We start from the raw sequence: 20,529 nt of genomic DNA, 5'->3' as shown, positions 1-20,529 counted from the left end.
CGCCCCCTAATCCCCACTCCCTTCGGTCGTGGGGTCCCCGAGTTCCCCCTTGTCCCCCTTGTCCCCCTTGTCCCCTGCTCCCTGCCTTACATCAACCTAAGTCACTCAAAACGCAAAATATTAAAACATTTACTGTTTTTTGTCTCCTCTGATGCATTCATTAGTCAAATTACTAGTTAACTTTGACTAAAAAATGCAACTTTTGTGTGCGTGAAACAGTTTAACTTTGGAGTGCGATCGCCCTGTGAGGGCGAGTCGTGGAGCTAACTCAACTCTCAAGCTGAGATAGAAAATGCAGGCAGTGGCAGTTTCCTCTCAGAAATGTTACAATTATTAATAGTGTAGAATGTTAATCTTAAGCGATCCAATGACCGATTGGAGGGTAGTAAAGCTGCTCTACCTGTAGAGACAGCTCTAAAATTAAATTTCCGCAAACAACTAGATGTTGTCCAATTCTTGTAACACTATAGCCTTCTGCTGTCTGGATACGTAACAGAAAAAGCTTGTCTCATCAGCAGAGGGCTTGGTAGTGAAATAAGTGTTACTCTTTTATTTCCACACAGCTGCTTACTACTGATAAAGAAACCTAGCGCCATGAAAACCGCTCAGACAACCACTGACCTTGTACGTACTTACTTGCGTGAGATTGGTCGTGTTCCATTACTGACCCACGAGCAGGAGATTGTATATGGCAAGCAAGTGCAGCGACTCAGCACCCTGTACGCGCTCCAAGAAGAGTTAGTTGCAAAGCTGGGGCGCGAACCAACCCTAGAAGAGTGGAGTGAAGCAGCACGAATAGATAAAACAGCCTTATCTACAGCGATCGCCGAAGGAGAAATTGCTAAACGCAGAATGGTAGAAGCTAACCTGCGACTAGTCGTCTCCGTCGCTAAAAAGTACATCAAGCGTAACGTAGACTTATTGGATTTAATCCAAGAAGGGACGATCGGGATGCAGCGGGGTGTAGAGAAGTTTGACCCAACTAAAGGTTATAGATTTTCTACTTATGCTTATTGGTGGATTCGGCAAGCAATCACGCGGGCGATCGCCGAAAAAGGACGAACCATTCGCCTACCGATTCACATTACAGAAAAATTAAACAAAATCAAAAAAGCACAGCGTCAACTCTCTCAAAATCTAGGACGCGCCCCAAGTATCGTGGAGTTAGCTACAGCACTAGAACTCACACCCAAACAGGTACGCGAGTATTTAGAAAGAGCGAGATTACCACTATCGTTAGATTTGCGGGTAGGAGACAACCAAGATACAGAATTGGGCGAACTATTAGAGGATACGAGTCTTTCCCCAGAAGAATTCGTGACTGAGTCCTGCTTATCTACCGATATTGAGAAGCTGATGGCGGATTTGACTCCGCAGCAGCGGGAAGTTTTATCATTACGCTTTGGCTTAGCTGACGGACAAGCAATGACGTTAGCCAAGATTGGCGATCGCCTCAATATCAGCCGCGAACGGGTACGCCAAATCGAGCGCGAAGCCCTCACCAAGCTCCGCAAGCGTAAAGCAGACCTCGACCAGTATTTGGCTAGCTAGGAAGCAGGGGAAAAGAAAGCTGAGGGAGCTGAGGGAGAAAAAACGACCAACTACCAACTACCAACTACCAATTACTTGTAATCCCCATCGTGGAGCAACAACCCTCCAAATTTAGTTCGGTTTTGCCACCTATCATATCCGCGCCTACCTGTTACATTAAATTTACATAAAGACGCTATTTGTCGGCTAAATTGTAAACAACACTAACAGCAAGTCGATCGGTTACAATTTGGCAACCGAACTGTAAGGGAGGTCATCAGTGAACGACTCATCACATCAAGTTTCCGAGTTTTTCCCAGGAGAATCAAAGGACAGCGATTCCTTATGGCAATACGTCCAGTCGCTAAGTCCAGAGGCTATTACTCAGCTATCCCAGCCTAGCTCTACTGAAGTATTCCAGATGATCGAGCGTAATATCATCGGTATGTTAGGTAGTTTACCTGGAGAAAATTTCGGTATAACGATTACAACTAACCGTGAAAGTTTGGGTAGATTACTCGCTTCAGCAATGATTAGTGGTTATTTCTTACGCAATGCCGAACAACGCATGATGTTTGAAAAGTCCCTAGAAGCAACGGAAGTCATCGAGACACAGGAATAAGTAAAACAAACCGTCCATGACTTCAAAACCCATTTCAATTCCGCATAAAATTATCGGCGTGGGCGTTCTGTGGAACGCTCAACAACAAATTTTAATCGATCGCCGTCGCCCAGAGGGGGCAATGGGCGGATTGTGGGAATTCCCCGGCGGAAAATTGGAGCCAGGAGAGACGGTAGAAGAATGCATCAGGCGCGAACTGATGGAAGAGTTAGGGGTAGAAGTTGAAGTCGGCGATCGTCTCATCACTATCGAACACGACTACTCTCATTTGCGCGTAACGCTAGCAGTACACCACTGTCATTATTTGGGTGGAGTCCCTCAGCCGATCGAGTGTGCGGAGATCCGTTGGGTAACTCTAGATGAAATTGAACAATACAACTTTCCTGCGGCTAACGTGCAGATTATTGCTGCAATAAAAGATTATAAATAGTGAGCAGGGGCGCACAGGTGTGCGCCCCTGCTCATTACAAAGAATAAACCGGCAGCGTGAAATGGAAACAACTGCCTCCATTAGGGGCTGAGTCTACCCAAATTTGCCCGTAGTGCGCTCTAATAATCCGTTGACACAAAGCTAAACCGATACCATAACCATCTTTAGCTTCATCGCGCTTGAGGCGGAACCGCTCTTCAAAGATGCGATCGTAATTTTCTTCAGGAATTCCAGGTCCAGTATCGCAAACGCTGACTTGTACCTTCTGCGTTGTGCGGTGCAGGCAAGAAATGCGGATCGTACCTCCTTCAGGAGTATACTTCATCGCATTGTCAAGCAAGTTGATCAAGACTTGCCTTACCCTTTCCCGGTCGGCATAAACCGCAGGTAAATCGTTAGGAAGATCGGTTTGGATAGATTGCGATTTGGTAAAAGCGCGGTCTTGGATATGTGCTTCTACATCTTGGTATAACTCGATCAAATCTAGCTTGTGGGGTTGAATTTGTAGTTCGGCACTAGAACCCCGCGTTACCTGTAACAAACTCGCAATCATGCGATCGATAATCTTAGCTTGGCTGCGGGCTTGTTTGAACAACTGGGTTAATAAAGCAGGCGATGCAGAAAAACCCCCCTTTTTAGTCGATAGAAATTGAGCTTCGAGAGTTTCTACAGCAATAGACACAGCGGTCAGAGGATTGCGCAGGTCGTGCGCTACCATTGCAATAATTCGATCTTTAAACTGAAGCTGCTCCAATAACCTCTCCTGCTCGCGTTTGAGGCGAAAGACTTCATCGGAAAGCCGAATTACTTCTACCGAATCAGCTACAGAACGAATTGCGGCGACATTGGAAGTACCGTAATTGCCCGAGTTGTTTAAGTTTTCTAAATCCTTCGGTTTCGTTGAGGTTTCGGCTAACTCTGCTACCAAATTTGCCTGAGCCTCAGCTGATTGCTGCCACCGCAGCCACCAGTTACTTAGTTGCTCGATCAAATTACTTCCAGCCAGAATTTGTCTTGGTTCTGGATAAATTTTGATCAAAGCTGGTGTAGCCACCAGTTTGAAGTGTTCTGCTAGATACGGTTGTTCCCCGACATTAACAATCTGTAATTCAAACGGGTACTCAGCTTGTAGCTGCTTGAGATAACGACGAATTTGCTGTATTTGCTGTCGCGAACTGGGACGCTCATCTACAAATAGCAGTAGTTGAAGCCTAGCTTCAGTCGAGGTCGGCTGTTCAGAAGAAACCTGCATGCAATCTTGTTTCAGCACGGGCAACTAACAGGTAACGCTTAGTGAGAGGTCAAAGAAGTAGCCATAGCGGATTATAAATCAGCCTCCTCTTAAATTTAATATCTATTTTAGTTTTTGCATATAGCTAAGATGTTAAGGAGCGTAGAATTACAGATATTGGGCAGTCCTACGCTAGCGTAAAACTAGTACATATACTGAAAAACCGTGTTGTTTTCAAAAAGCGCTCGATTAGCTAGTTTAACCTGCTTATTGCTGGCTGTAACTGCCTGCGCCAATAGTCCTAACGCTCAGCAGTTGGAGCGCACTTTAGCTGCCGATCCTGAGTTGGAGACCAATCGACCGTTTAGTAATTCTGGCACTTCTGCGCCATCCACCGATTCAGCTCGGCAAAATCAGCCGAATGGGGCGATCGCCCAGCTACCATCTGACTTCCCTTCAGAAATTCCGCGCTATCCCGAGGCTCAGTTAGTGGCATCTGTACCAGCGGAAAACGAGTCTTCGCCGCCAGAAACTCGGTGGGTAACTGGCGATCCGATCAACGTCGTGCAAAGCTTTTACCAAAAAGAATTTCAGTCGAATAACTGGCAAATTGTCAATCCGCCATCGGGGGGAGAAACAGATAACACGACGATTGAGGCGCGACGGAACGATCTGTTAGTAAAAATTGCGATCGCGCCAAGAACGACATCTACCCCTCCGCCTAATGCGACTCCTACACCCAACCAGCCGAACCCTGGAATAGATCCTGCTGCTAGCACGGAATTTACCATTCAGTATCAGCGAAATGCTCCAGCTACAGCCGCCACTCCTACACCCTCACCCCAAACCAGCGGGGAAAACTCAGCTCAGACACAGACAGGCAACTCAGTCACTTCTGACACAGCCGAGCGAAGCTTCAACGACCTGAGCCAAGCTCCTCAAGAATTGCAACAATATATTACAGATCTGGCAGCTTTGGGTGTATTGCCCCTCGAACCAACTAACGCCAAAAGCAGCCAAGCCGATCCCGTCCGCCAGTTCAATCCAAGCAAGATTGTCAGCCGCCGGGAATTTGCTCGTTGGTTGTTTGAAGCTAATAACCGCATTCAAGCCACTCGTCCAGCACTACAAATTCGAGCCGCATCAGCCGCAGCTCAACCAGCATTTCGAGATGTACCGCGAAACGATCCCGATTTCTCCGTTATCCAGGGACTCGCGGAAGCAGGTTTAATTCCTAGTTCCTTGTCAGGAGACGGAACGGCAGTTTTATTCCGTCCTGATGCCCCGTTAACGCGGGAACAGTTGATTCTTTGGAAAGTCCCTCTAGATACCCGCCAAGCCTTGCCTAACGCCTCCTTAGAGGCTGTCAAAGAATCATGGGGATTCCAAGATGCAGCGCGGATCGATCCCAAAGCTTTACGTGCGGTAATTGCAGATTTTCAAAACGGAGAGCAGTCAAATATTCGCAGGGTTTTTGGATATACCACGCTGTTACAGCCGAAAAAACCCGTTACCCGCGCCGAAGCTGCATCAGCAATTTGGTTTTTTGGTAATGGCGGTGAGGGGATGACGGCTCAAGAAGCCCTGAAAGCACAACAGCAGCCGCAAAACACCCAACAACCCCAAAATCAGCCGCCAAATCAGCCTCAAGCGCAACCAACATCACCATAAAAAGTCACCCACGATTGACTCGGGCGCGATCGCATTCTGAATCGAATGTACTGATTTTTTGTGTAGAATTAGTTGCCGCAGGCATCGCACAACACTAAATCTTGTAATATCTTTTACTGTAAGATTTTAAATCTGGAGACGATAAGTGTGAGCTAATTCGAGCGCTCTTGCTGAAAACTACTGTACTTTACACCCCCTGTACTTTAACAGCGATTGGTTATCATCCAGAAAATGAGTAATAGAGAATTTTAACTTATGAGTTCTTAAGTTATGGCTTTAACAGCTTCTACTATGTTGCCACTGGGGACTCTTGCCCCAGATTTTCAACTTCCAGATGTTGTTTCTGGCGACACGATCTCTTTATCTACATTTGCTGGCAAACAGGCTTTGCTAGTGATGTTTATCTGTCAGCATTGCCCTTTTGTCAAACACGTTAAAACGGAACCAGCACAACTCGGTAAAGATTACAATCACCAAAATGTAGGGATGGTTGCTATTAGTGCCAATGATATTCACAACTACCCCGATGACGCTCCCGAAAAGCTCAAAGCAATGGCAGTGGAATTAGATTTGCCATTCCCCGTATGCTATGACGCGAGCCAGGAAACAGCTAAGGCTTATACTGCTGCTTGCACTCCAGATTTCTTTTTGTTCGATGCAGGGCAAAAATTAGTTTATCGCGGACAGTTAGATGATAGCCGTCCTAGTAATGGTAAGCCTGTAACGGGTGCAGATTTACGAGCTGCTATTGATGCAATTCTTGCCTCGCGTCCCGTGCCTACCGAGCAAAAGCCTAGTGTTGGATGCAATATTAAGTGGAAACCTGGTAATGAACCTAGTTACTACGGCTAAAAAGGGAAACAAAGGAGCAGATTTGGGAATCTTATAATTAGAGTCTTGCTTCTGAGCAACTCTGTTAAACCGAACTATTTGAGGCGCTCTGATTTTGAGTCGGGAGCGCGAATTATTATGCCTGGCTCCAGCAGCCACAAATCATCAACACATGATTATTAAGTTATCTAGACAATGAAAATTTCGATTCTTGCTACCGTTACTTTGCTAGCTCCTCTTTGTTTCATGGCTTCAGCTCAGGCTTATAATCCCCAAGACCTAGCACAATTAAAACGGACAAATGCTTGTCCTCGATGTGACTTAAGTAACGCACCCCTGAATAACTTAAACCTCAGCAGAGCCAATTTGCGTAATGCCAATCTTCAAGGTGCTAACTTATCTCGTTCTATTCTGGCAGGTGCAGATTTAAGCGATGCAAATCTGGAGACAGCAAATATTTCAAGTGCTAATTTATTTGAGACATTACTGATTGGCGCAAACCTCAAGTCTGCTGTTCTTGTCAACTCGAACTTGACTGGTGCTGGTTTAATGGCTGCTAACTTAGAAGGTGCTAACCTCAGAGGAGCAATTATGGATTTAGTCAATTCACGAGGGGCAAGATATAGAGCGACAATCATGCCTAATGGTACGGTTACCCCAACTCCAACTTGGCGGTGACGATGGTAATGGGTAATGGGTAATGGGTAATGGGTAGTTGGTAGTTGACAGTTGAGAATTGAGTGTTAACCTTCAACTATCAACCTAACCCCTAATCCGCAATCCATAATCCCCGTTCATGCGATCGCTACCTAATCTCGATTCTCTTTCCTTGACAGAACTAGTGGCTCAGATGCTTGTGGTGAGAGCTTCTGGCTACTTGTTCGACCACCAGATTCTCTATCCTAGCTGGGAACCAACTACAGATAAGCTCAAGCGGTTGGTAGAACTAGGTGTAGGTGGTGCGATCCTGTTGGGTGGAAGTGCAGCAGAAATCGCTTTAAAAACGCAACAATTGCAATCCTGGGCGACAATTCCGTTATTGATTGCCGCTGATATTGAGGAAGGGGTAGGACAGCGTTTTGCTGGTGCGACTTGGTTTCCTCCACCAATGGCTATAGGGGCGATCGCATCCCACAACCTCAGTCTCGCCCAAACATATGCAGCTCAAATGGGGGCAGTTACCGCTCAAGAAGCCTTAGCGATTGGAATTAACTGGGTGCTTGCTCCTGTAGTAGATGTCAACAACAACCCTGACAATCCTGTAATTAACGTCCGTTCCTTTGGCGACAATCCAGCGATCGTCAGCCAGCTAGCTAGTGCCTATATTCAAGGGGCAAAATCTTATCCCGTACTCACAGCAGCTAAGCATTTTCCTGGGCATGGGGACACGGCTGCTGATTCTCATTTAGATTTACCAGTCATTCCTCATTCTCCGGCAAGATTGGCAGAAATCGAACTACCACCTTTCCAAGCGGCGATCGCGGCTGGGGTAGATGCGGTGATGAGCGCCCATTTACTTATACCCAGTTGGGATGCAGAACATCCGGCGACCCTCTCATCGCACATTTTGACGCAACAGCTACGTCAGAACATGGGTTTTGAGGGTTTAATTGTTACCGATGCCTTAGTTATGGGAGCGATCGCCAATCGCTATGGAGCCAACGAAGCGCCTGTACTCGCAGTGGAAGCTGGAGCAGATATTTTACTGATGCCAGTCGATCCTGAAGGCGCAATTCAAGCCGTCTGTACCGCTGTTGAAACCGGACGCATCTCCAAAGAGCGAATTCGTGCTTCTGTAGAGCGGATCTGGAAGGCTAAGTTACAGGTGAGCGGCGAAAATAGGGAGCAGGGAGCAGGGACGAGCTGGGAGCAGGGAAGAAAGACAAGGGAGAGGGGGGAGACAGGGGAGACAAGGGAGAGGGGGGAGACAAGGGAGACAAGGGAGAGGGGGGAGACAGGGGAGACAAGGGAGAGGGGGGAGACAAGGGAGACAAGGGAGACAAGGGAGACAGGGGAGACAGGGGAGACAAGGGAGACAATTTTTGAGTTGGCTAAACCGGAAGCTTTTGCGGTCGTGAATGAGATTTTAAGTGCTTCCCAGGTTGTAGGGGGAAATGTGCCTTTGATGCCAGTGATGCCAGCACAATCTGCCTCAGAGTCACAAAATTTGCGGAATTTGATTGTGGTCGATGAGTTGCTTGGATGCGATTTCTTGCACCGCAAAGCACCTGCGATCGCTCTCCCTACTTTACACGGCTATACAACACAGCTTTGCGATCGCCATACCCCTGTTGTTTTTGAGACTGATGACGATTGCCCAACTTTACTCCAGCTGTTCATTCGCGGTAATCCTTTTCGCGGAAGTGCTGGAATCGCCCAAGTAGGACAGGTGTGGGTTAAGAAATTATTAGCTTCAGGTAATCTTCAAGCATTGGTAGTTTACGGTAGTCCGTATGTCCTCCAGCAGTTGCTGCCTATGCTACCGTCTATTCCTTATGCTTTCTCTTACGGGCAAATGCCAACAGCTCAGGCAGTTTCCTTGTCCGCGTTGTTTGCTAGGTCGATTTAGTTCTCTATCTTAAGATAGATTTTTTTGACTCTTCTATCTCACCTGAGTTAGATATGACAAAACCTTAACCCATTCCTAAACCAAAAAATATAGGATTAAAAGGGCTATGCACCAGCTCTTGAAAAAGTTCAAGCATAGACAGGTGGCGAACATTTTGTCAAGATTTGTTGACTGTCTCAATATTTGTTAATATATAGTTGAATGATATAACGTCAAAATAGGGATAATTTCAGTATAGTCAACTACAAAATTTTCAACTTCAATTAATTATTTACCCATCTGCCAGCTTGAGAGAACAACACATCCGATACCCCGATCGAAACTTAGGTTAAAACTATGAGTGTAAATACGGTGCCACCAATCCGATATTCTTTGGACGTAATCCAAGATGAAGCCCGTCAGTTGGTACAAAAAGGATTGGTTAGCCGCCAGCAGCCAATCTATACTCTGTGTCAGTACATTCCAGCACGGGAATGGGTTTGCATAGAGTGCGAATTAGAGCAATGTGATTTCTTGCTACGCGATCGCATCGGCGATCTGATTGGTAGAGAACAATGGGATAACGATTAAAAGGGCTATGGAATTAGAAACTAAGGGCTAGTGCAACGACGCACTAGCCCTTAGCGTTTTTAGCAAAAGAATCGTAAACTGAACAGCTCTTGAGAAGAGTGGCTAATAGTCACGAATAATTAACTATTAGCCATTAGCAATCGCGCTCAAATCTTCATCCATTGTCTATAAACCCTACATTCTCGCTCGGAGAACGAGGATTTTTCTTGCTTTTTTCGGTTTGACTCTGTAATATCTATGACCAGACAGATTAAATACGGTAGTTCTACCAAAGATTCGTAGATTATTAGGAGACAATGACATGAGGTGGTGGCAGCAGACCTGGAAGCAATGGCAGCGGGCGGTTGAGCAGCTTGGTAGACTCAGGTGGAATTCGGTCAAAAGCTTGGCATCGCTATTTTTAGTTGGGGTGAGTTTGAGCGTGGCGATCGCCGCTTGTAGTGGTAATGGTAGTAATTCTGCTCAAAATCCTGCTGCTAGTCCTGTAGCGGCAAATAAGCAGGATGTGGAACTGACTCTCGTTTCCTTTGCCGTCACCAAAGCCGCTCACGATGCGATCGTGCCTAAATTTGTCGAGCAGTGGAAGCAAGAGCATAATCAAAACGTGACCTTCAAGACGAGCTATGGTGGCTCTGGTTCCCAAACTCGCGCCGTGATTGATGGTTTGGAAGCAGATATCGTTCACTTAGCTCTTGCCCTCGACACGAGCCGGATCGAGAAAGCGGGACTGATCGAACCAGGATGGGAAAAAGAAGTTCCCGATAATGGCATTGTCTCTAAATCTGTTGCCGCATTAGTCACTCGTCCAGATAACCCCAAAGGTATTAAGACTTGGGCAGATTTAGCCAAAGATGGAGTCAGCCTGATTACAGCCGATCCGAAGACTTCCGGGATTGCCCGCTGGAATTTTCTGACGCTGTGGAATTCTGCCATCAAAACTGGTGCAAGCGAAGAACAAGCACTCGACTTTGTGAGCAAAGTTTATGGCAACGTGCCAATTTTAACTAAAGATGCGCGAGAAGCAACTGATGTCTTTTTCAAGCAAGGGCAGGGAGATGCTTTAATTAACTACGAAAACGAAATTCTTCTAGCACAGCAAAGAGGCGGCGAGAACGTTGCTTATATCATTCCCGATGTCAATATTTCCATCGACAATCCCATCGCTGTAGTGGATAAAAATGTAGACAAGCACGGCAGTCGCGAAGTCGCCGAAGCTTTCGTGAAATACCTATTTACACCCGAAGCTCAGCAAGAGTTTGCCAAAGTCGGATTTCGACCCGTGGACGAGACAGTAGCTCAAACCAAGGAAAATACTGACAAATATCCCAAAGTGCAAAATCTCGGATCGGTGAAGGACTTTGGGGGATGGAACGCAGTCCAAGCTAAATTCTTTGAAGACGGAGCAGTTTTCGACCAAATTCAAGCCAAAATTAATCGTTAATTGTTGCGTGGTGCGTGGAAGAAATTTTACATACATTCTTCTGACTCCTTTTCGGGCGGGTTTGACGGAGAACATATCCGTCTAGCGACAGCTAACGCGAATAAACCCGCCCCTACGACTCCTGATTCTTGATTCTTAACTTTTAACTTTTGACTTTTAACTTTTCAGATGGCTGTATCTCCTGCACCTCGATTTGGTTTTCGCAATTCAGTAGCTCAAAAGTTGCGGCAATGGTTGTTTCATATGCCTTGGACGTGGCGCATTACGCTGGGATATCTCACAGTGATGTTATTCCTTCCCATTGCGGCAATGTTCCTCAAAGCGAGTACAGAAGGTCCTGTTAACTTTTGGCGCATTGCTACTAGTCCCGTGGCGCTGGCAACATACAACGTCACATTTGTGACATCAATCTTGGCGGCTTTGATGAATGGACTTTTTGGCACTCTGATTGCCTGGGTTTTAGTGCGCTACACATTTCCCTTCAAAAGATTAATTGACGCTTCGATCGATTTGCCCTTTGCCTTACCAACTTCGGTAGCAGGGCTAACGCTGGCAACAGTGTATAGCAATAATGGCTGGATTGGCTCTTTGCTTGCTCCTTTGGGAATTAAAGTGTCCTTCACCCGTTTGGGCGTATGGGTAGCCATGATTTTTATTTCGCTACCTTTTGTGGTACGGACAGTGCAACCTGTCATGCAAGAAATGGAAAGAGAAATTGAAGAAGCTGCTTGGTCTTTAGGGGCAGATCGGTGGCAAACTTTTGTGCGGGTGATTTTACCACCTCTATTTCCAGCAATTTTGACTGGTGTGGCTTTGGGTTTCTCCCGTGCTGTGGGAGAGTATGGCTCAACCGTAATTATTTCCTCCAACACGCCTTTTAAAGATTTAATTGCACCCGTACTGATTTTTCAACGCTTAGAGCAATATGATTACTCTGGTGCAACTGTCATCGGTACGGTGTTGCTGTTGATTTCACTAGTGTTGCTGCTGTTGATTAATCTTTTGCAGGCTTGGGGAAGACGGTATGACGACTAGGAAGGATATGAATTCTCGGATGAATAATAGCAAAGCTAAGTCCAGGGAACAAAAGAGTTGGGTTCCGACAATTTTGATTGTCGTCGCGATCGCCTATGTCAGTTTAGTGCTTTACATCCCTGCCTTAAACGTCTTCATCCAAGCTTTTAGCAAAGGAGTTGGTCCATTTTTTGCTAACCTGACTCGACCGGAGTTTCTCCATGCCGTCCAATTAACTGTAATGTTAGCCGCGATCGCCCTCCCACTCAATACAGTTTTTGGGCTATGTGCGGCTTGGGCGCTGACCCGTCATCGATTTCCAGGTCGTGCTTTTGTTTTGAGTTTGATCGATCTGCCCTTTTCCATCTCGCCTGTAGTTGCAGGTCTGATGATTGTCTTGCTCTACGGACGACAAGGATGGTTTGGTGGATGGTTGCAAGATCGCGGGCTGAATATTATCTTTGCCTTTCCAGGTATGGTTTTGGCAACAGCGTTCGTGAGTATGCCGTTTGTTGCCCGTGAGGTGATTCCCGTATTGGAGGAATTAGGGTCAGATCAAGAAGAAGCGGCAAAAACTCTAGGCGCAAACGACTGGCAGATCTTTTGGCGCGTCACCTTACCCAATATCCGATGGGGTTTACTCTACGGCTTAATTTTGACAAATGCGAGAGCTATGGGTGAATTTGGGGCGGTTTCGGTGGTTTCGGGAAATATTTCGGGAAAAACCCAAAGTTTACCGCTATTTGTTGAAGATGCTTACAAGCAGTATGAAACTGAAGCTGCCTACTCTGCTGCTGTACTGTTAGCACTGTTGGCTGTAGTGACGTTGGTATTGAAGGAAATTTTAGAACGGAAAACTCGAATTAAAGATGTGGAATAAGGTGAAATTTTGTATTTAGCTTAAAATACAGATTTAACTGGCTACAAGGGCGCACGGCTGTGCACCCCTACTCTCCTCCCCAATCATGAACTGGTGGCAAAGACTTAAAAAGAATCCCCTCGCCCGCTTTGGGGCGATTCTGCTACTCATTTTTTACATTGCAGTTTTCGCTGCTGATTTTGTCGCACCCTACGACCCTTATGAGTCTCAAGCTAATGGTTCCCTGCTGCCACCCACACAAATTTATTGGCAGAATACACAAGGGCAATTTGTTGGACCTCACGTTTACCCTACGACTCAAGGTAAGACAGATTTAAATACAGGCGATCGCCAACTGATTGTAGACCGGACTAAGCCTGCTTGGTTCCGCTTATTTGTTGCAGGCGATCGCTACCAACTATTTCGTCTCAGCTTACCACTGGGCAATAATTTTGAAGAAGTGGAAGTATTTAGTGGCATTCCTGTTAACCTACATTTATTCGGTACAACTGGGGCTAAATTTAACTTGTTGGGAACTGACGAACAGGGACGCGATCAATTTAGCCGCCTGTTACATGGGGGGCGCGTTAGCCTCAGCGTTGGTTTAATCGGAGTCGCTATCTCTTTTCCCCTCGGCATGATTGTCGGCGGTATTTCTGGCTATTTTGGTGGCTGGATCGATAGCATCATCATGCGTCTTGTAGAAGTCTTAATGACGATTCCTGGTCTTTATCTATTGGTTGCTTTGGCAGCAGTTTTACCACCAGGACTAAGTAGCGCTCAGCGATTTATGCTGATTGTTTTAATTACTTCTTTTATCAGTTGGTCTGGACTGGCGCGAGTCATTCGCGGACAAGTTCTATCGATTAAAGAGCGAGAATTCGTTCAAGCAGCTAAAGCTATGGGTGGCGATCCTTTCTACATCATCATCCGTCACGTTCTGCCTCAAACAGCAACGTATATCATCATCTCAGCAACTCTATCCGTACCTGGATTTATTGCGGCAGAATCGGTGTTAAGTCTAATCGGATTGGGCATTCAGCAACCCGATCCATCTTGGGGCAATTTGCTCTCTTTAGCAACAAATGCCTCAATTTTAGTGCTACAACCTTGGTTGGTTTGGCCTCCCGCGATATTAATTATTGTTACAGTGCTGGCATTTAATTTATTAGGAGATGGCTTGCGCGATGCCCTCGATCCTCGTAGTGTCAGACGGTAGGAGACAAGTTGGAAGTCGTAAGTCGTAAGTCGGGAGTGGCTAGTAGTAAATAGTCACTGCTCCCTACTCCCTGCTCGTGCGCTCCCTGATAACTGTAGAGGTGGATTAAGCTGGATTATTCCTTAATATTCTTTCCAGCTTTTCTTGCTTATGCTTAGTAGTCTGTTGTTGGGTGCAAATAGTGTCATTGCGGTTTGCTACTTCGCAATATCCTTCCTGATCTTTCAGGGACTCCGACGCGGACAAAAGCATTTACTCAAGAACCCACTCGTTCTAGCAACTGTTATTATCTTTTTCACCTGTGCTGTGGGTCACTCCGTCCATGTTGTAGGTGGAATTGTTGACGAACAATATTCGCAACTGACAATGCAGGTGCAAGTTGTTGTGGACTTGCTGACTGCTAGTATTGCTGTCATTTACTTTGCACTGCGCCGACAGTACTCTTTACTCGTTGATGGTCCGTTGCTGCTAGCTCAGACTCAAAGCCAATTGGCGAAAGCGATCGCCGAGCTAGCACAAACAAAAGGCAATTTAGAGAATGCGGTTGTAGAACGCACCACCGAATTATTACACGCCAATCAACAACTGGATGAATTGTTGGGACGCGAACAAAAGGCTCGTCAAGAAGTCACCGAACTACTAGAAAGCATTTCCGATGCGTTTTTTGCCTTGGACGGCGACTGGCGATTTACCTACATTAATTCCCAAGCCGAAAACTTGTTGCAGCGATCGCCAGAAGAATTACTCAATCGTCACGTTTGGTCTGAATTTCCCGCAATTGTAGGAACTGTTTTCGAGCGCGAATACCGCCGAGCTGCAACAGAACAAGTCACCGTTCAATTTGAAGAATTCTTGGCGCCACTTGACAAATGGTTAGGGGTTCGAGTTTATCCGGCGGCGAACGGATTATCAGTTTATTTGCAAGATATTACAGAGCGCAAACAAGAACAGTCACTTCTACAAGAACTCAATCATAATCTAGAACAGCGGGTAACCGAGCGCACGTCACAATTAGCAGCTGCGAATAAAGAACTAGAAGCCTTTTCCTATTCTGTCTCCCACGATCTTCGCGCCCCACTACGCAGTATCGACGGTTTCAGTCTAGCTTTACTAGAACGTTGTACTAACTTGGACGAAAAAGGGAAGCATTATCTGCAACGTATTCGTGCTGCTAGTCAAAGAATGGGAGAACTGATTGAAGAATTGCTTCACCTATCGCGGGTGACGCGCAGCGAAATGCGGTTACAAAATCTCGATTTGAGCGCAGTGGTACGAAATATCGCTTCAGAATTACAACAGGCACAACCAGAACGAGTCGTAGAATTTGCGATCGCTCCCGATCTCACCGCACCAGCAGATCCACAACTCATTCGAGTTTTATTTGAGAATTTACTCAATAACGCTTGGAAATTTACCTCGCGCACAAAATCTGCTCGAATTGAATTTGGCAAACTGCCATTAAAACAGCTCAAATTCTTTACAGAACGCTCTTTATCTCCTTTTAATTCCTCTAATGTTTATTTTATTAGTGATAATGGTGCTGGCTTCGACATGGCATATGCTGCTAAATTGTTCGTTGCCTTTCAACGCCTCCATTCAGAAGATGAATTTCCTGGGAATGGCATTGGATTGGCTACAGTCAAGCGGATCGTTCTACGTCACGGAGGGCAAATTTGGGCAGAGAGTATCATAGGTCGAGGGACAACATTTTTCTTTACATTACGGTAATGGTAATGGGTAATGGGTAATTGGTAATTGATAATTGGTAGTTGACGGTTAACCGTTGTCGTACTGACAACTTCCAACGAACAGGAAGATATGATTAACAGCTACGAATTAGGTTGCAATAGCTACGTGCGCAAACCTGTAAACTTTACGGATTTTTTGGTAGCTTCTCGGCAGCTTGGGTTATACTGGCTCCACTTAAATGAATTCCCGCTATGTAACTCATACCGTGAGTAAACCTCTACGTATCTTACTAGTTGAAGACTCAGAAGATGATGCTGAGTTATTGGTGTGTCATTTAGAACGCCATAACTACGATGTAGAGTGGCTGAGGGTACAAACTCCAGAGGCAATGTCGAGCGCCCTAGATCGCCAACAGTGGGATATCATTCTAGCCGATTACTCGTTACCAAAATTTAATGCTACTGATGCTTTGCACGTATTGCAATCTAAAGCTTTAGACATTCCATTTATCATTGTCTCTGGCAACATTGGTGAAGAAACTGCTGTCGCAGCCATGAAAGCCGGAGCGCACGACTACATTATGAAGGGGAATTTGGCGCGTCTAGTCCCCGCGATCGAACGAGAGATTGAAGAGGCTGCTTCTAGGCGAGAACGCCAACGCATTCAGTTAGAACTTAAAGAAAGTGAAGCTCGCTGGCACTTAGCACTAGATGGTGCTAATGACGGACTTTGGGACTGGGATATTAAAAATCATACAGCTTTTCTTTCAGCCCGTTGGAAAGCAATGCTGGGTTATGCAGAAAATGAAATTGACAATCGCTTTGAAGAATGGGCGAATCGCGTGCATCCAGACGATGTGGCATCGGTGATGCGATCGCTGCAAGAGCATCTTGCCCGACAAACTGAATTTTACCGCACAGAACATCGCCTTCGCTGTAAAGATGGTACTTACAAATGGATTTTGTCTCGCGGCAAAGTCTCGTGGGATGAAACTGGCGCTGCAATCCGCATGGTTGGTTCCCATACAGATATTACTTCCACGAAGCAGATGGAAGATACCCTAAGACAACAAGCCGAAAGTTTAACAGCAGCAAATCGGATCAAAGATGAGTTTTTAGCTGTTGTGTCTCACGAACTACGCGCACCGCTCAATGCCATTCTTGGTTGGTCGCAAATACTTCGCACGCGAAAATTTACGACGACTACTAAATGGGAAATATTAGAAGCGATCGAACGCAATGCGAAATGGCAACAACATTTAATTGAAGACTTATTAGATGTCTCCCGCATTGTTCAAGGTACGCTCGAACTTCAGTTTACTCCGGTCTATCTACCGTCGATTATTGCTGCAACAATTAAGGCAGTACAACCGATGGCTGATGCAAAAAGAATTCAACTTAAGTTTACAGTCGATCCTGATTGGGAAGACGCAGAAATAGAAAGACAAATTTTGCTTTTGGCTGACTCTAACCGATTGCAACAAGTCTTTTGGAATTTGCTAAGTAATGCAATTAAGTTTTCTGCCGAAGGTCAACAAGCAGACATTTGCCTATCATTAGTTGCTAACGATTCTAACAGCCAATCTCAAATTGACAGCTACGCTCAAATTCAAATTATCGATCGCGGTCAAGGCATTAGTGCTGAGTTTCTGTCGCATGTATTCGATCGCTTTCGGCAAGAAAATAGCTCTAGCGCATCGCATGGCGGGTTGGGATTGGGACTGGCAATCGTCCGTCACATCGTCGAAATGCACGGTGGGACAGTTGGTGTTGCTAGCGACGGAGTTGGACAGGGAGCAACTTTCACAGTTCAGCTACCACTACCAAAACAAAAATTGAGTCAAAATCGGCAGCCTTCTACTGCCGATCTCTGGTTGGAGACATCAGAACCATATCCCTTAGTGGGGAGAAAAGTTTTAGCGGTTGATGACGAACCCGATACTTTGGAATTATTGGCAGTAGCTCTCACGGAGTACGGTGCTGAGATTGTTGTTGCTGGCTCAGTACCGGAAGCGATCGCTGCCTTTACCCAGTTCAAACCAGATATTATGGTTTGCGATCTGGGGATGCCAGGAGAAGATGGTTATGCTTTGATTCACCAAATTAGAATGCTGGAGATAGGACTAGGTACTCATACCCCAGCGATCGCCTTGACTGGATTTGCCAGAGAATCAGACCGCGAGCGCGCGATCGCTGCTGGTTTTCAAATACATCTCTCTAAACCCATCAATCCCTATCAATTAATGTCGATAATTCTGAAACTGACTAAAGATAGTTATTTAGCTGAAAAGATATAAGGGAGCAGGGAACAGTTATCAGTAACCAGTGACCAGTGACCAGTTATCCGCAACCAATGAGCTGACGGAGCCGACGGAGCTGAGGGAGAATTACTTCTGACTCCTGACTCCTAATTTTTGACTTTTAGCTTTTGACTTTTGACTTTTCAATCTACCGGATGCTGTCCGTAAAAAGGTAATGCTGCTGACCAGTGGGGGCGTTTGTCTTGTTGCCATTCGAGTTCGGCTAATTCTAAAATTTGGCAAACAGAAGCCCCTAAATTACCCTCGACAGAAACTAGTTGACAATGAGCTGAAAAATCAGCCAGAGTTTGCTGCCATGCTTCGGGAGACATAACTGTATCTGCTAATAGGGGAGTTAAGGCTTGCGAATCTGAAGTCGATTGATAAATTGCCGTAAATAATTGTCCTCGCTGGGCTGGCATTTGTACGGCGATAGGTTTTTCGCCTCGATGTCCCCAGGCGACTGCGGCTAAAGTTGAGATGGCGAATAGGGGAATATCGAGTTGTTGCGCTAGCGTCCGCGCTGTTACCACACCAATTCGCGTTCCTGTAAAGCCTCCTGGTCCCTTAGCTACAGCAATAAATGCCAAGTCAGACCAAGTTTGAGGTTGCAGAAATTCAGCTAAATTTTGGTGCAAAAAACTTGACAGATCGCGCCCCAAATGTACAACGCGATCGCGTCTATTTTCCTGAAAATTACTAATTGCCAGTCCTAACTCTGGTGTTGTCGTGTGTAGGGCAAGGGCGTAGTTGGTAATTGGTAATTGGTAACTGGTAATTGGTAGTTGGTGGTTCATGATTAATTTTTTGTTTCCATCAACTGTTGACTCTCTGCTATTACCTATTACCTATTACCCATTACCATCTTCATGTCGGTACGAGTTCGCCGGGGCGCAGTTTTGACCATTTACCCATTTCGGCTTTGAAACTGAGGCAACCTACTACGTCCCATTCCATTTCAATGTAGTCTTCTTTAGGACGGATGTTGACGTTAATGCTTGGTTCGACTGGTTCAAAAGTTGGGTTTTCGGTCAAGTGGGGTTGCTGGTGTTGGTGTTCTACTGCATGATAGGTCATGCAGCGATCCACGTAATGGCAATTGACGCAGATGCACATAGAACCTTCTCCATTGGCTTTTCTGTTAATTTAGCTTATACAAATTGGATGTGAGTCAACTGCTGGGTTGATTTTTGTTGCGATGTCTCCCCCTTTATTATCTCAATTATTTACCAATCTGCCCTTTGACTGGGAATGGTTGCCTCAACCATCGTACCTAGTAGGTGGTGCAGTCCGCGATCGCCTACTCGGGAGAAACTCAGATTATTTGGATTTAGATTTTGTTTTACCAGAAAAAGCGGTTGAGACAGCTAGGGCGATCGCCAAACATTACAAAGCTGGTTTTGTCTTACTCGACGCGCAAAGGCAGATTGCTAGAGTTGTGTTTAAAAATGCTACCGTTGATTTTGCCTTACAAGAAGGTGCTACGCTCGAAACCGACTTGCAACGGCGAGATTTTACGATTAATGCGATCGCCTACAATCCTCACACTCAAGAACTCATCGATCCTTTACAGGGATATACTGACTTACAGCAACGCTTGTTACGGATGATATCGCCTGCAAATTTGCAAGACGATCCGCTACGGTTGCTCAGAGGTTATCGTCAAGCTGCTCAGTTAGATTTTGCTCTCGAACCAAATACGCGATCGATAATTCGTCAGCTAGCACCTTTAATTGGACGAGTAGCAGCCGAACGAGTACGAGTAGAATTAGGCTATCTCCTCAATAGCGATCGCGGTACGGCATGGTTGGAAGTTGCTGGGGAAGATGGGTTACTTACACCTTGGTTTCCCAGTATGACGCGATCGCATATAGAGCGATTACTCAAGGTTAACTCTGCCGCTGCTAGCTTATCATCATTTCCCCAGTTAGTTCGAGAACTCAGTCAACCAGTACGAAATACAATCAAAACTTCCTGGTTGGGAATTGTCAAACTGACTTGTCTCGTTTCTACAAATTCAGCTACAGCAGAAATAGAGTTAGATAAATTAGCTTACAGTCGCTCAGAAATTAAAGCTGTTACTACAGCCTTACAACTATTACCTCAACTCCAAGCAAAATCGCCCGAACAAATGACTTTAGCAGAGCAATACTTTTTCTTTCGTGCTGCTAGTGTTGTTTTTCCCGCGATTGTCATTTTAGCTGTAGTACAAGGAACGAGTATAGATTTACTCTCTTTACTCATTCACCGCTATCTCAACCCCAAAGATCCAGTTGCCCATCCTACCCCAATTCTGACGGGTAATGACTTAATGAAAGCCCTCCAACTCTCACCTAGTCCGCTGATTGGGGAAATGCTGTTACAGATTCAACTAGCGCAAATCGAAGGTAAAATCTCGACTGTAGAAGAAGCGATCGCATTTGCAGCAAAAAGACTAGACAGTTGACAGTTATCAGGTAGAGAGTGGTGATGGGTAGTTGGTAGTTGGTAGTTGGTAGTTGCGTGAACTACTTGTGACTTGTGACTTGTCTTGCTCCCTCAGCAACCTTGTCCC

Annotated in this window: 18 protein-coding genes and 1 pseudogene; 16 read left to right on the top strand and 3 right to left on the bottom strand. The window is 45.7% G+C overall.

Annotated elements, in window-relative coordinates; all coding sequences use genetic code 11:
* The first annotated feature begins 594 nt into the window (after positions 1–594).
* From DSM107010_RS31305 to mutT, 3 genes are all read left to right on the top strand, one after another.
* Positions 595–1,551: an RNA polymerase sigma factor, RpoD/SigA family gene (locus DSM107010_RS31305; protein ID WP_015155343.1), complete on the top strand. Its 957-nt coding sequence runs from the start codon at positions 595–597 to the stop codon at positions 1,549–1,551.
* Between the two features lie 259 nt (positions 1,552–1,810).
* Complete coding sequence (locus tag DSM107010_RS31300) at positions 1,811–2,152, top strand: DUF760 domain-containing protein (protein WP_106170389.1); 342 nt, start codon at positions 1,811–1,813, stop codon at positions 2,150–2,152.
* A 16-nt stretch (positions 2,153–2,168) separates the two neighbouring features.
* Positions 2,169–2,582, top strand: coding sequence for an 8-oxo-dGTP diphosphatase MutT (mutT, locus tag DSM107010_RS31295; RefSeq protein ID WP_015155345.1), 414 nt, complete (start codon positions 2,169–2,171; stop codon positions 2,580–2,582).
* A gap of 34 nt (positions 2,583–2,616) precedes the next feature.
* On the opposite strand, the gene DSM107010_RS31290 is transcribed toward mutT, so the two are convergent.
* Positions 2,617–3,852: a histidine kinase gene (locus DSM107010_RS31290; protein ID WP_181245397.1), complete on the bottom strand. Its 1,236-nt coding sequence runs from the start codon at positions 3,850–3,852 to the stop codon at positions 2,617–2,619.
* A 186-nt stretch (positions 3,853–4,038) separates the two neighbouring features.
* Here DSM107010_RS31290 and DSM107010_RS31285 point away from each other — a divergent pair, with 186 nt between their 5' ends.
* The 12 genes and pseudogenes from DSM107010_RS31285 to DSM107010_RS31230 all read left to right on the top strand — a co-directional run bounded on the left by DSM107010_RS31285 (position 4,039) and on the right by DSM107010_RS31230 (position 17,972).
* A complete protein-coding gene (locus DSM107010_RS31285; protein WP_015155347.1) occupies positions 4,039–5,484 on the top strand; it encodes an S-layer homology domain-containing protein in 1,446 nt (481 codons plus the stop codon).
* A gap of 270 nt (positions 5,485–5,754) precedes the next feature.
* Positions 5,755–6,336 (top strand): thioredoxin family protein, encoded by a 582-nt coding sequence (locus tag DSM107010_RS31280; RefSeq protein ID WP_106171376.1) that lies wholly within the window; start codon positions 5,755–5,757, stop codon positions 6,334–6,336.
* Positions 6,337–6,510: 174 nt separating this feature from the next.
* Positions 6,511–6,993 carry a pentapeptide repeat-containing protein gene (locus DSM107010_RS31275; RefSeq protein ID WP_015155349.1) on the top strand — a complete coding sequence of 161 codons (483 nt, stop codon included), beginning with the start codon at positions 6,511–6,513 and terminating at the stop codon, positions 6,991–6,993.
* A 118-nt stretch (positions 6,994–7,111) separates the two neighbouring features.
* Complete coding sequence (locus DSM107010_RS31270) at positions 7,112–8,884, top strand: glycoside hydrolase family 3 protein (protein ID WP_127024797.1); 1,773 nt, start codon at positions 7,112–7,114, stop codon at positions 8,882–8,884.
* A gap of 336 nt (positions 8,885–9,220) precedes the next feature.
* A complete protein-coding gene (locus tag DSM107010_RS31265) occupies positions 9,221–9,454 on the top strand; it encodes a DUF4327 family protein (protein WP_015155351.1) in 234 nt (77 codons plus the stop codon).
* Positions 9,455–9,755: 301 nt separating this feature from the next.
* Positions 9,756–10,895: a sulfate ABC transporter substrate-binding protein gene (locus DSM107010_RS31260; RefSeq protein ID WP_015155352.1), complete on the top strand. Its 1,140-nt coding sequence runs from the start codon at positions 9,756–9,758 to the stop codon at positions 10,893–10,895.
* 168 nt (positions 10,896–11,063) lie between these two features.
* The gene (gene cysT, locus DSM107010_RS31255) at positions 11,064–11,930 is read left to right on the top strand and encodes a sulfate ABC transporter permease subunit CysT (protein ID WP_015155353.1); all 867 of its coding nucleotides are present in this window, start codon (positions 11,064–11,066) and stop codon (positions 11,928–11,930) included.
* A 7-nt stretch (positions 11,931–11,937) separates the two neighbouring features.
* Positions 11,938–12,789: a sulfate ABC transporter permease subunit CysW gene (gene cysW / locus DSM107010_RS31250; protein ID WP_106169265.1), complete on the top strand. Its 852-nt coding sequence runs from the start codon at positions 11,938–11,940 to the stop codon at positions 12,787–12,789.
* 85 nt (positions 12,790–12,874) lie between these two features.
* A complete protein-coding gene (locus tag DSM107010_RS31245) occupies positions 12,875–13,987 on the top strand; it encodes an ABC transporter permease (protein WP_015155355.1) in 1,113 nt (370 codons plus the stop codon).
* A 150-nt stretch (positions 13,988–14,137) separates the two neighbouring features.
* Positions 14,138–15,715: a sensor histidine kinase gene (locus DSM107010_RS31240; RefSeq protein WP_127024794.1), complete on the top strand. Its 1,578-nt coding sequence runs from the start codon at positions 14,138–14,140 to the stop codon at positions 15,713–15,715.
* 48 nt (positions 15,716–15,763) lie between these two features.
* Positions 15,764–15,949, top strand: a pseudogene (locus DSM107010_RS43280) (hypothetical protein); the annotation flags it as partial.
* The gene (locus tag DSM107010_RS31230; protein WP_106169699.1) at positions 15,915–17,972 is read left to right on the top strand and encodes a hybrid sensor histidine kinase/response regulator; all 2,058 of its coding nucleotides are present in this window, start codon (positions 15,915–15,917) and stop codon (positions 17,970–17,972) included. The pseudogene DSM107010_RS43280 and the gene DSM107010_RS31230, both read left to right, overlap by 35 nt.
* A 146-nt stretch (positions 17,973–18,118) precedes the next feature.
* On the opposite strand, the gene tsaB is transcribed toward DSM107010_RS31230, so the two are convergent.
* Both tsaB and DSM107010_RS31220 read right to left on the bottom strand, forming a co-directional pair.
* Entirely contained in the window at positions 18,119–18,772 is a 654-nt protein-coding gene (gene tsaB, locus DSM107010_RS31225) for a tRNA (adenosine(37)-N6)-threonylcarbamoyltransferase complex dimerization subunit type 1 TsaB (protein WP_106169702.1), read from the bottom strand.
* 70 nt (positions 18,773–18,842) lie between these two features.
* Positions 18,843–19,091, bottom strand: coding sequence for a Ycf34 family protein (locus DSM107010_RS31220; RefSeq protein WP_015155359.1), 249 nt, complete (start codon positions 19,089–19,091; stop codon positions 18,843–18,845).
* Between the two features lie 82 nt (positions 19,092–19,173).
* On the opposite strand from DSM107010_RS31220, the gene DSM107010_RS31215 reads away from it, so the two are divergent.
* Entirely contained in the window at positions 19,174–20,421 is a 1,248-nt protein-coding gene (locus DSM107010_RS31215) for a CCA tRNA nucleotidyltransferase (protein WP_127024791.1), read from the top strand.
* The last annotated feature ends 108 nt before the right edge of the window (positions 20,422–20,529 follow it).

The sequence above is a fragment of the Chroococcidiopsis cubana SAG 39.79 genome, from assembly GCF_003991895.1.
GTDB classification, from domain to species: Bacteria; Cyanobacteriota; Cyanobacteriia; order Cyanobacteriales; family Chroococcidiopsidaceae; genus Chroococcidiopsis; species Chroococcidiopsis thermalis.
This window is presented reverse-complemented; position numbering and strand designations above follow the sequence as displayed.

Excerpts from the sequence above, each read along its gene's own strand:
- mutT (WP_015155345.1), top strand. The coding sequence starts at position 2,169 with ATGACTTCAAAACCCATTTCAATTCCGCATAAAATTATCGGCGTGGGC.
- DSM107010_RS31240 (WP_127024794.1), top strand. The coding sequence starts at position 14,138 with ATGCTTAGTAGTCTGTTGTTGGGTGCAAATAGTGTCATTGCGGTTTGC.
- DSM107010_RS31305 (WP_015155343.1), top strand. The coding sequence starts at position 595 with ATGAAAACCGCTCAGACAACCACTGACCTTGTACGTACTTACTTGCGT.
- DSM107010_RS31280 (WP_106171376.1), top strand. The coding sequence starts at position 5,755 with ATGGCTTTAACAGCTTCTACTATGTTGCCACTGGGGACTCTTGCCCCA.
- DSM107010_RS31275 (WP_015155349.1), top strand. The coding sequence starts at position 6,511 with ATGAAAATTTCGATTCTTGCTACCGTTACTTTGCTAGCTCCTCTTTGT.
- DSM107010_RS31270 (WP_127024797.1), top strand. The coding sequence starts at position 7,112 with ATGCGATCGCTACCTAATCTCGATTCTCTTTCCTTGACAGAACTAGTG.
- DSM107010_RS31260 (WP_015155352.1), top strand. The coding sequence starts at position 9,756 with ATGAGGTGGTGGCAGCAGACCTGGAAGCAATGGCAGCGGGCGGTTGAG.
- DSM107010_RS31230 (WP_106169699.1), top strand. The coding sequence starts at position 15,915 with ATGAATTCCCGCTATGTAACTCATACCGTGAGTAAACCTCTACGTATC.
- DSM107010_RS31265 (WP_015155351.1), top strand. The coding sequence starts at position 9,221 with ATGAGTGTAAATACGGTGCCACCAATCCGATATTCTTTGGACGTAATC.
- DSM107010_RS31245 (WP_015155355.1), top strand. The coding sequence starts at position 12,875 with ATGAACTGGTGGCAAAGACTTAAAAAGAATCCCCTCGCCCGCTTTGGG.
- DSM107010_RS31215 (WP_127024791.1), top strand. The coding sequence starts at position 19,174 with ATGTCTCCCCCTTTATTATCTCAATTATTTACCAATCTGCCCTTTGAC.
- tsaB (WP_106169702.1), bottom strand. The coding sequence starts at position 18,772 with ATGAACCACCAACTACCAATTACCAGTTACCAATTACCAATTACCAAC.
- DSM107010_RS31220 (WP_015155359.1), bottom strand. The coding sequence starts at position 19,091 with ATGTGCATCTGCGTCAATTGCCATTACGTGGATCGCTGCATGACCTAT.
- cysW (WP_106169265.1), top strand. The coding sequence starts at position 11,938 with ATGAATTCTCGGATGAATAATAGCAAAGCTAAGTCCAGGGAACAAAAG.
- cysT (WP_015155353.1), top strand. The coding sequence starts at position 11,064 with ATGGCTGTATCTCCTGCACCTCGATTTGGTTTTCGCAATTCAGTAGCT.